Raw genomic sequence first — 11014 nt, 5'->3', positions numbered from 1 at the left:
GCTCGCCTGACCCGCCACCTGCTCGCCTGACCCGCCACCTGCTCGCCTGACCCGCCACCTGCTCGCCTGACCCGCCAGCCGCCCGCCTGACCGGTCGCGGGCGCGCCTGACCGGTGGCCCGCCAGCCTGACCGCGCCGTGATCGGAGCCTCGCCGTGATCGACACCCCCGAGTACCGCCTGGACGACGACGCGGCCCTGCGTGACCTGGTCCGCTCGCACGGGTGGGCCACGCTGGTCAGCCACCCGGTGAGCGGGCTGGTCGCCTCGCACCTGCCGGTGCTGCTGGAGGACGCGGCCGACCTCACCGTGGTCGGGCACCTCGGTCGCCCCGACGACCGGCTGCACGCCCTCGGCTCCGGCGAGGTGCTGCTCGTCGTGGCCGGCGAGCACGGCTACGTGTCCCCGGGCTGGTACGGGTACACCCCGGCGCTGCCGACCTGGAACTACGTCGTCGCCCACCTGTACGGCACTCCCGAGCTCCTCGACGCCGACGCGACCCTGCGGGTGCTCGCGGACACCGTCGACCGCTACGAGTCCGCGATGCCGCACCCGGTGACGCTCGAGCCCATCGCCGACCACGCCGCCCGGGTCGCTCGGGGCGCCGTCGGCTTCCGGCTGCGAGTGACCCGAGTGCAGGCCAAGGCCAAGTTGAGCCAGGACAAGCCGCCCGAGGTGGTGGCCCGCGTCCTCGACGCCCTGGACGGCGACGGCCCCTACGCCGACCCGACCCTGGCCGCCCGCATGCGGGTCGCACACGGTCGGGCCGCGACGTGATCACACCCCACGGTGGCTCCGCCCGCGACCTCCTGCTCACCGACGCCCGGCTCGTCGGCTCGTCGGGTGAGCCGGTCGACGTACTCGTCCGCGAGGGCCGCATCGCCGCGATCGGGCCGCGTCTCGCTGCGTCCGGGCGGACCGCGGGCGTGGACCGGATCGCGATGGACGGGCGCACCGTCCTTCGCGGACTGCGCGACGCCCACGTGCACATGACGCAGTGGGCGCTCACCCGCCGCCGGCTGGACCTGTCCTCGGCTCGATCCGTTGCGGACGCGGTCGCGCTGGTCGTGCAGCGGCTCGCCGCCGAGCCCCTCGGAGACGGGCCCCTCGCCGCCGAGCGACTCGCCGCCGAGCCCCTCGGCGACGGGCCGGACCGCAGCCCGGTGCTGGTGGGCATGGGGTTCCGCGACGGGCTGTGGCCAGACGGTCCGACCGCTGCCCGGCTCGACGAGGGATTGCGAGCCGCCGGCCACGGCTCGGCGCCGGTCTTCCTGCTGTCCGGTGATCTGCACAGCGCCTGGCTGAGCACGCCCGCGCTCAGGCGGCTCGGCCGCGGGGACCACCCGACCGGGCTGCTCCGCGAGGACGAGTGGATGCCGCTCATGAATCGCCTCGAGCACGTGCCGGCGCAGCGGGGCGACGCGTTCGTCGACGAGGCCGCCCGCGCTGCCGCCGCCCGCGGCGTCACGGAGCTGGTCGACCTCGAGATCGACGACAACCTGCGCTCCTGGCGCCGGCGCGTCGCTGCGGGGACCGACGTGCTCCGCGTCGCCGTCGGCGTCTGGCCCGACCACCTCGACGGCGCCATCGCCCGCGGGCTCTCGACCGGCGACGTCGTGCCCGGCACCGGTGGACTGGTCACGATGGGTCCGCTCAAGGTCATCACCGACGGGTCCCTCAACACGCGCACGGCCTTCTGCCACGACCCGTACCCCGGGCTGGACGGCACCGGCGAGGCCCGTGGGCGGCTCGTCGTCGCGGGGGAGGACCTCGCGCGGCTGATGGCCACGGCGCACCGCCACGGCATCGCCTCGGCGATCCACGCGATCGGTGACGCCGCGAACACGCTGGTCCTCGACGCCTTCGAGGCGACCGGGGCGCGCGGCTCGGTCGAGCACGCCCAGCTGCTGCGCGACGGCGACGCCGAGCGGTTCGCCCGGCTCGGTGTGGTGGCCGGCGTGCAGCCCGAGCACGCGATGGACGACCGCGACGTCGCCGACCGGTACTGGCCCGGCCGGACCGGGCGCGCCTTCGCCGTCGGCACGCTGCTGCGGGCCGGTGCCACCCTGGCGTTCGGCTCGGACGCGCCGGTCGCCCCGCTGGACCCGTGGCGGGGCGTCGCCGCCGCGGTGCACCGCAGCCGTGACGGCCGTGAGCCCTGGCACCCCGAGCAGCGCATCGGCGTGGCGGACGCGCTGGACGCTTCCACCGGCGGCCGGGCGACTCCGCGAGTGGGGGACCGGGCCGACCTCGCGGTCGTCGACATCGACCCCGTGGTCGCCGACGCCGCGACGCTCCGGGCCATGCCGGTCAGCGGGACGCTGCTCGCCGGTCGCTGGACGTGGTGCACGCTGGACCGGTGACCTCCTCCGAGCCGCGCGGCCCCGCCGCCCCCACCGGCGGTTCCGCCGCCCCCACCGGCGGTTCCGCCGCCGCCACCGGCGGTTCCGCCGCCGCCGCCACCGACGGCCCGCCCGCGCCGCGGCGGCATGCCGACGGCGCACCCGCGCCGTTCGCCCACGTCCTGCCCGCGTCGATGCGCGCGGTCGTCGTTGACGAGTTCGGCGCTCTCCCGAGCCTGCGCGACGCGCCGGTGCCCGCGTGCCTCGCCGATGGGGTCGTGGTGCGGGTCGAGGCGACCGGGGTCTGCCGCAGCGACTGGCACGGCTGGCAGGGCCACGACGACGGCATCACCCTGCCGCACGTGCCGGGCCACGAGCTCGCCGGCACGGTGGCCGCCGTGGGAGCGGACGTCAGCACATGGACCGTGGGCGACCGGGTCACGGTGCCGTTCGTGTGCGCGTGCGGCACCTGCGAGGCGTGCCGGGCCGGCGAGCACCAGGTCTGCGAGCGCCAGACGCAGCCCGGGTTCACGCACGACGGCTCGTTCGCCGAGTACGTCGCCCTCGACCACGCGGACGTCAACCTCGTGCGGTTGCCGCAGGGCCTGTCCCCGGTCACGGCCGCGGCACTCGGCTGCCGGTTCGCGACGGCGTACCGCGCGGTGACCGTCCACGGCCGGCCGCGGCCCGGCGACTGGGTCGCCGTGCACGGGTGCGGGGGCGTGGGACTGTCCGCCGTCATGGTGGCCGTCGCTGCCGGCGCCCGTGTGGTCGCCCTCGATACCTCGGCGGCGGCGCGCGCCGCCGCCGCCGCGTGCGGTGCCGACGTCGTCCTGGACCCGGCTGAGGGCACCACGACCGGCGGTGTCGTCGATCCCGCTGCGGTCGCCGCGCGGGTCGTCGCCACGACCGGTGGCGGCGCCCATGTCTCGCTCGACGCGCTCGGCAGCCCGGCGACCGCCGTGGCGTCGGTCCTCGGGCTCCGGCGCCGCGGACGCCACGTGCAGGTCGGCCTCCTGCTGGCCACCGCCGCGCACCCGCCGCTCCCGATGGATCGCGTCGTCGCGTGGGAGCTCGAGATCATCGGCAGTCACGGCATGGCCGCCCACGAGTACCCCGCGATGCTGGCCCGGATCGCCTCGGGCGAGCTGCGTCCCGATCGGCTCGTCGGGCGCACGATCGGCTTGCCCGACGCGCCGGCGGCGCTCGCCGCGATGAGCCGACCCGCCGCGGCGGCAGGCATGACGGTGATCGTGCCGTAGGCGACTCGGCTTCCGGTCTCGCCGTCCCATCACGATGTCCACGCCGTCAGCAGGAAGGCCGGCACGCGGTCACCCGTCAACGGGTCGGTGGTCCACCCGGCGTCGGGAGCACCGCCGCGCGGACGTGGCACGCTCGGAGCCTCGGGCATCCGCCGCCCAGTGCCGGGCGCCGACAACGTCCGTCCGCCGGTGTCGGGTGGTGCGGTCGCCTGGTGGCCGGTGTCGGGTGGTGCGGTCGCCTGGTGGCCGGTGCCGGGTGGTGAGGCCTTCTGGTCACCCGTGCCGGGTGGCGACAACTCCTGGAGGCCGGTGTCGGGTGGCGCGGTCGCCTGGTCCCCGGTGTCGGGTGGCGAGGTCGCACGCCGCCCGACACTCCGGCCGGTCCGGTCCGAGACGTCGTAGGTGACGAGTCCACCGGCCGGTGGCCGGCCGTCGTCGCCCGCGCCGCGGTGGGACGGTCCGCTCGCCTCAGCAGGCACGCGCGCGCTCGGCACACGGGTGATGACCAGGTCGCGCCGGTGGGTCTCGTGGTGGTGGTAGGAGCACAGCAGGACGCCGTTGTCGACGGATGTGGCGCCGGCGTCCCGGTCCCACCAGGCGATGTGGTGGATCTCGCACCACCGCGCCGGCGCGTGGCACCCCGGCCACCCGCATCCGCGGTCCCGGGCGATGACGGCCCGTCGCTGCGCGCCGGTGAAGAGCCGCTGGGCCCGACCCAGGTCCACTGCCACGCCGTCGGCGTCGATCACGACCCTGGTCACGTCGCAGTCGCACATCGCGGCGGCGAGCTCGGTGACCGGCACCGGGGTGCCGTCCTCGAGCTGCGCAGGCGGGTAGCCGACCGTCGCCCCAGCCGGACGCCCAGCCGCAGCCGCAGCCCCGGTCGCACGTCGGGAGGCGGCGTCGCCCCCGCGCCGGCGGTCCCGTTCGGCCCGCGCGGCGACCCATGTCTCGGGCGTCATGATCATCGTGATCTGCGGGGGCACGTGCCCGCCCGGCTTGGTGTCCGCGGCAGCAAGGATGCGGCCGGCTATCGCGTCGAGCGCGTCGGCCCGGCGCTGAGCCGGGTCGCGGTCGTCGTCTGCGGCCGGTCGAGGCGACAGCGCCTCCAGCGCCAGGGTGAGCCGGTAGCCGGCGATCGAGTCGAGCCGACCCTTGAGGAACGTGCCCGCCGAGGACCGGGTGACATGCAGGTACCGCTGAGCTCGCTGTGCCTGGTGGTCCTGCTCCAAGCCGCCGGGATCGACGGTCGCCGCCCACCGGGCGACCGTGGTGGCGAACGTCCCGGGGTCCTGCCGCTCGGCCGTCTGGAGCAGTGCCTCCTGGGCGCCCGCGGTCGACAGGGCGGCGCGCTGCGCGGGTGTGCCGGTGGCCGCCACCTTCGCCAGCGCCATCGCGTGCTCGAGGCTCACCCGCCCCGCGGTGACGGCGTCCGCCACGACCGGGGTCGCTTCGAGCTGCTCGGCCTGCCGGAACTGCGACACGGCGGTCCGTCGACCCGTCGACGCCTCGCGCTGCCGCAGGGCGTCGGACGCCGCGGCATCCGGATCCAGCCCGCCCTGGGCGTCGCGGCGGGAGATCAGTAGCCGGGCACGAACGACACCGAGGCCGTCGATCACACGGTCCAGGTCGACGAGCAACTCGGCCCGGTCCCCGTCCGGCCACGTGGCGGCGCCGCCGACCAGGTCTGCCATCACCTTCATCGTGGAGACGAGGAGGTCCGCACGGTGGCGCGCCTCGGCCGCTGACCGGCCTGCCCGGGGAGCGCTCGCGGACGGCACCGTCGTTGCAACCGTCACCATGGCACCTCCCTCCGTCATGTCGAACGTATGTTCGAATAGTATCGCCGCGCACTGACATGCGGGGGAGAGCAGGGGGCGCCTGTGGAGGGCGCGGGAATGGACCGCGGCTTGCGCTGCCCACGTCGATCCGCGTGCGGTGCGGACGCGCCCGTCCGCTCGGCTCGAGCCTGCCGCTCCCGGACCCGACCTCGCGTCGGCGCACGCGACCCCGCCCCACGACCCCGTCCGGACCCCGCCGTGACGTCGGCCCGCTCGCCCCCGCCTCACCGCCCACCCCGAACCCCGCCCGAACCCCACCCGGACCCCGCCGTGACGTCGGCCCGCGCGCCCCCGTCTCGCCACCCCCGCCTCACCACCCCGGAACCCTCCGGAACCCTCCTGGACCCCGACGCCGCCGGCCGTCGTCGCGCCGGTATCCTGGCCGCCTCCCCCAACGCCAGGAGGCACCCCCGTGGGACGTGTCGTCGTCGAAGTGATGCCCAAGCCCGAGATCCTCGACCCGCAGGGCAAGGCGGTCGCCGGAGCGCTGCCGCGGCTCGGCTTCGGGCAGTTCACCAGCGTCCGCCAGGGCAAGCGCTTCGAGCTCGAGGTGGACGGCGAGGTCACGGCGGAGGTCCTCGAGGCCGCCGCGCAGGCCGCCGCCACCGTGCTGTCCAACCCGGTCATCGAGGACGTCGTCCGCGTCGCCGACATCGAGGCCGACGCGGCCGCGACCGTCGCGTCCACCGGGAACCTGGCCTGATGCGCGTCGGGGTCGTCACCTTCCCCGGCACCCTCGACGACCGCGACGCCAGGCGTGCGGTGCGGCTCGCGGGCGGCGAGCCGGTCTCGCTGTGGCACGCCGACGCCGAGCTGCACGACGTCGACGCCGTCGTCCTGCCCGGTGGCTTCTCCTACGGCGACTACCTGCGCGCCGGCGCCATCGCCCGGTTCGCGCCGGTCATGGAGCCCCTGGTCGACGCCGCCCGCGGCGGCCTGCCCGTGCTCGGCATCTGCAACGGCTTCCAGATTCTCACCGAGGCGCACCTGCTGCCCGGGTCGATGATCAAGAACGAGGTGCGCACCTTCGTGTGCCGCGAGCAGGAGCTGACGGTCGAGAACGTCGACACCGCCTGGACCCGGGCGTTCCGGGCGGGCCAGCGGATCACCGTCCCGCTGAAGAACCAGGACGGCCAGTTCGTCGCCGACGACCGGACCCTGGACATGCTCGAGGGCGAGGGCCGGGTGGTGTTCCGCTACGAGGGCGCCGACCCCAACGGCTCGCGTCGCCGCATCGCCGGCATCTCGAACGAGGCCGGCAACGTCGTCGGGCTCATGCCCCACCCCGAGCACGCGGTCGAGCCCGGCTACGGCCCCGACAGCGCCGAGGGTCCGCGCCGGGGGGCGGACGGGCTCGGCCTGTTCACGTCCGTGCTGCAGACCCTGGTCGGCTGAGGCCGCCGACGGGGGACGCCGACCCCGGCGCCCCCGCCGGTGTGGTCACGCTGGAGACCGTCCCCTGGGACGATGCCGACGCGACCCGGTTGCGCACCGCGATGCAGGCCGAGATGCGCGACCTGTACCAGGACGACGACGAGCCCGTCCCGCTGCGCGACACCTCGACCATCGCCGCCATGGTCCTGCTGCGCGTCGACGGCGACCCGGCCGCGTGCGCGGCCCTGCGGCACGTGCGGCCCGGGTCGTGGGGCGCCGGTGAGCCCGGGCCGGGCCTCGGTGAGGTCAAGCGCGTGTACGTCGCCCCCCGGTTCCGGGGCCGCGGGTTGTCCCGGCGCGTGCTCGCCGAGGTCGAGCGGCTGGCTGCCGGGGCGGGTCTGCACCGGGTCGTCCTGGAGACGGGTGACCGGCAGACCGCGGCGATGGCGCTCTACGAGGCCTCGGGCTACGTGCGGACCGAGCGCTACGGAGGCTACGCAGACGTCGAGCAGTCCCGGTGCTACGCCAAGGACCTGGTCGCCCCCTGATTGGGCCGTCGCCGCCGGGGGCGCACCGCCCACTCGTCATGGCACCCACGACAGGTGTCACGGTTAGTTTGACGAGGCAACCACTTCACCTTAACGTGTCACCGCCGGGCCAGATCGAATCGATTCGCCATGGCGTGTTCCGGCCCCGTCGCGCACGACCGAACGAGATGGATCGACGATGAAGTCACCCCTGGGACACCGCCCGGCCGGCACGCTGGTCGCCGCGGCGCTGCTGTCCGTCGCCCTCGTCGCCCCGGCAGCCGGTGCCGCGAGGCCCGCCGCTCCCACGCCGTCCGCGGCGTCCGGGGCCGAGACACCGGCCTACCGGAACACCGACCTGCCCTTCGAGGTCCGCGCCGCGGACCTCGTCTCACGCATGACCCGTGCCGAGAAGATCCAGCAGTTCCGCGCCGAGCGGCAGCAGACCACCGGCGTCGCCCCCGCGATCCCGCGCCTGGGCGTCGCGGCGTACAACTACTGGAACGAGGCGCTGCACGGCGTCGCCCGCGCGGCCGAGGACCGGCAGCACCTGCTCAACCAGGGCGGCGAGGCGACCGAGTTCCCCACCGGCCTCGGCATCGCCGCCACCTGGGACCGCGACCTCGTGCGCCGGATGGCGTCCGCGGCCTCCGACGAGGCGCGCGCCATGAACAACTTCGCCTCGCCGGGCGTCGCGGCAGCGAACAAGGGCCTGACCTACTGGTCGCCCACGATCAACATGGACCGCGACCCGCGCTGGGGCCGGGCCGAGGAGACGTACGGCGAGGACCCGTTCCTCACGTCGCAGATCGGTGGGCAGTTCGTCCTCGGCATGCAGGGCGACGACGACCGGTACCTCAAGACGGTCGCCACGCCCAAGCACTACGTGGCGAACAACTCGGAGAACAACCGGCACACCGGCAGCTCGAACGTCACCGAGGCCGAGCTGCGTGAGTACTACACGCCGGCCTTTGCGGCTCTCGTGGGCGAGTACGGTGCCGGATCGCTCATGACCTCCTACAACGAGGTCGACGGCACGCCCGTCTCGGCCAGCAAGGAGCTGGTCGAGGACCTGGCGCGCCGCACCTTCGGCTTCGACGGTGCCGTGGTGTCGGACTGCGACGCCGTCCGCGACGTGTGGCAGACCTCGAACCACAACTGGACGCCCCCGGGCTTCACCGCGCCGCTCACCGCGCCGCAGGCGGTGGCCTGGACGCTCAAGACCGGCGTCGACCTGGACTGCATGGACGCGGACTACCCGACGTACCTGGAGCAGTCCTACCTCGACGGCGATGTCACCGAGGCCGACATGGACGTCTCGCTGACCCGCACCTTCACGCTCCGGATGCGCACGGGCGAGTTCGACCCGGCCGACCAGGTGCCGTGGCGCGGCGAGCAGTACTCGATCGAGAACGAGGTCTCGAGCCCCGAGCACCTCGCCATCTCGCAGCAGATGAGCGACGAGGCCGTCGTCCTGCTCAAGAACGACGCACCGGCGGCCGGCGCCGCCCCCGCGCTGCCGTTGACCGCCGAGGACGCGGACGACGTCGTCGTCGTCGGGCCGCTCGCCACGACCGAGGTCCACGGGGACTACTCCCCGACCCGCGTCGCCGAGCACTCCAACGCGTTGCAGGGCATCGAGAAGGCCGTGCACGCGGTGTCGCCGGACGCCCAGGTCACCTACATCTCGGGCATGAACAAGACCGGCCTGGAGAACAAGCGCAAGCCGTCCATCGGCTCGCCCGTGGCCCCGGCCGCCGGGCAGCCCGCCACGCCCGCCGCGGTGCGCTTCCTCGACGCCGCCGGCGACGAGCTGGGTCGCGTGACGCCGGAGACGATCCTGCGCAGCCACCTGTTCTCGGGTTGGCGCGGTGTGCAGCCGTGGAGCAACCCGGCCACGGCGTACAGCAGCATGCAGACCCTCGGCGCCTGGAACGGCTGGTTCGGCGCCGACGTCGAGGTGCCCGCAGGCACCGCGAGCGTCGAGGTCCGCCAGTCCGGCGCCGCCGGGACGCTCGACGGCGGTCGCTTCGACGTCCGCGTCGGCTCGCGCGACGGCGACGTCGCGGGTCGGGTCCCCGCGACCGGCGCCCCGGCGTCGGCCGCCTACACCGGCCCGACGGGCGACCAGACGCTGTACTTCGTCTACGAGAACGACTCCTTCGTGCCCGAGCTGACCGCCGAGCAGGAGCAGGCGATCCGCGACGCCGACGCCGTCGTGACCTACGTGGGCACGATCGCGGGCAACGGCTCGACCACCCCGGCGATCCCCGGGAACCCGTCGGACTCCTCCGAGGACGAGGACCGTCCCGACCTCGAGCTGCCGCGCGGGCAGGCCGACCTGGTCAGCACGGTCGCGGCGCTCAACCCGCGCACGGTGGCCTGGATCCAGTCGGTCAGCACGGTCGACGTCGAGCCGTTCAAGGACTCCGCGGCAGCCATCGTCTGGTCGACCTACAACGGCATGTACCAGGGCGACACGGTGGGCCGGGTCCTGTTCGGCACCGTCAACCCGAGCGGGAAGCTGCCGTTCACGCAGTACGCCGACGTCGAGCAGCTCGCGGACGCGCGGGACTACGTGATGACGCCCACCGACGGGCGCAACGGGCGCTCGTACCAGTACTTCACCGGTGACGTCACCTATCCCTTCGGGCACGGGCTCTCGTACTCGCAGTTCGAGTACTCGAACCTGCGGCTGGACAGCACCCACGTGGACCCCGACGACACGCTGACCGCCACGGTCGACGTGCGCAACACCTCCGACGTCGACGGCGCCGAGGTCGTGCAGCTGTACGTGGCGTCGCCCGAGGCCGACGCCGCGACCCGGCCGGATGCCCAGCTCAAGGCGTTCGACAAGGTCGTCGTGCCGGCCGGTCAGACCCGGACGGTGACGCTCGAGGTCGATGGTGAGGACCTGTGGTTCTGGGACACCGAGGACGACAGCAAGACCTACGACCGCGGCCGCTGGGACCTGTGGGTCGGGCCGTCGTCGGACGCCTCGCGCGGCCTGAGCACGGGCTTCACGCTCGGCGGGCAGCTCAAGACGGGCATCGGCGTGGTGGCCGCGGTGCCGGACGGCGTGGTGCTGAACACCGCGACGCCGGACAGCGTGATCCACGCGAACCTGTCGGCGACGGGCAAGGACGACTCGTTCTACGACCTGGACCGGGTGCAGGTCCGGTACGAGAGCTCCGACTCGCGCGTGGCGACGGTGGACCGGGACGGCGCGGTGCGGCCCGTGGGTCCCGGCGTCGTGCAGATCACCGCGACGGTCCGCGCCAAGGGCGACCGGGAGTCGACCACGTTCCCCGTGGTGGTGCGCTCCGGTGCCCTCACCGACGGCGACGTGACGCTGCACGACCACCTCGTGTCCTTCGCGGACCAGGGCGTGCGATGGATCGAGGCACGGCGCGGGGTGTCGGTGGCGGCGGCGTCCCTCGTGCCAGCCGCCGACGGCGTGACGTATACGTATCGGCTCGCGCTCAACGAGGACAACACCGCTGGGGCGACGGTGACCCCCGACGGGCTGCTCCGGGCGTCGACGCGCGGTGAGGTGCGGGTGACCGTCGTGGCCGAGGTCGACGGCGCCACCTACTCGCGGACGGCGACCGTGACCGTCCGGTAGCCGGCGCCACGCGCGGCGCGGCCGCCGTCCTGGGTGCCCGACGGC

Annotated in this window: 8 protein-coding genes; 7 read left to right on the top strand and 1 reads right to left on the bottom strand. The window is 74.5% G+C overall.

From position 1 onward, the window contains the following. Positions 1-154: 154 nt before the first annotated feature. The 3 genes from Q0840_RS10300 (at position 155) to Q0840_RS10290 (ending at position 3602) form a co-directional block, all read left to right on the top strand. On the top strand, positions 155-775 hold the full coding sequence (locus Q0840_RS10300; protein ID WP_298459353.1) for an FMN-binding negative transcriptional regulator: 621 nt from the start codon (positions 155-157) through the stop codon (positions 773-775). After that, on the top strand, positions 772-2361 hold the full coding sequence (locus Q0840_RS10295; protein WP_298459351.1) for an amidohydrolase: 1590 nt from the start codon (positions 772-774) through the stop codon (positions 2359-2361). Before Q0840_RS10300 ends, Q0840_RS10295 begins: the two co-directional genes overlap by 4 nt. A gap of 173 nt (positions 2362-2534) precedes the next feature. Next, a complete protein-coding gene (locus Q0840_RS10290; RefSeq protein WP_298459363.1) occupies positions 2535-3602 on the top strand; it encodes an alcohol dehydrogenase catalytic domain-containing protein in 1068 nt (355 codons plus the stop codon). A 29-nt stretch (positions 3603-3631) separates the two neighbouring features. Here Q0840_RS10290 and Q0840_RS10285 read toward each other — a convergent pair whose 3' ends face one another. Continuing rightward, complete coding sequence (locus Q0840_RS10285; protein ID WP_298459349.1) at positions 3632-5296, bottom strand: HNH endonuclease signature motif containing protein; 1665 nt, start codon at positions 5294-5296, stop codon at positions 3632-3634. Between the two features lie 559 nt (positions 5297-5855). Here Q0840_RS10285 and purS point away from each other — a divergent pair. The 4 genes from purS to Q0840_RS10265 all read left to right on the top strand — a co-directional run bounded on the left by purS (position 5856) and on the right by Q0840_RS10265 (position 10969). Beyond that, positions 5856-6146, top strand: a complete 291-nt coding sequence (gene purS, locus Q0840_RS10280; protein WP_298459346.1) for a phosphoribosylformylglycinamidine synthase subunit PurS — start codon at positions 5856-5858, stop codon at positions 6144-6146. Further along, positions 6146-6838, top strand: coding sequence for a phosphoribosylformylglycinamidine synthase subunit PurQ (gene purQ / locus Q0840_RS10275; protein ID WP_298459344.1), 693 nt, complete (start codon positions 6146-6148; stop codon positions 6836-6838). Before purS ends, purQ begins: the two co-directional genes overlap by 1 nt. Before the next feature lie 41 nt (positions 6839-6879). Continuing rightward, positions 6880-7365 carry a GNAT family N-acetyltransferase gene (locus Q0840_RS10270; protein ID WP_298459342.1) on the top strand — a complete coding sequence of 162 codons (486 nt, stop codon included), beginning with the start codon at positions 6880-6882 and terminating at the stop codon, positions 7363-7365. 178 nt (positions 7366-7543) lie between these two features. Further along, on the top strand, positions 7544-10969 hold the full coding sequence (locus tag Q0840_RS10265) for a glycoside hydrolase family 3 C-terminal domain-containing protein (protein ID WP_298459341.1): 3426 nt from the start codon (positions 7544-7546) through the stop codon (positions 10967-10969). Positions 10970-11014 lie beyond the last annotated feature (45 nt).

Origin of the sequence: uncultured Cellulomonas sp., from assembly GCF_947494015.1 — a bacterium.
Lineage (GTDB): Bacteria > Actinomycetota > Actinomycetes > Actinomycetales > Cellulomonadaceae > Pengzhenrongella.
The sequence above is the reverse complement of the archived record's forward strand: the minus strand, read 5'-3'. Positions and strand labels throughout refer to the sequence as shown.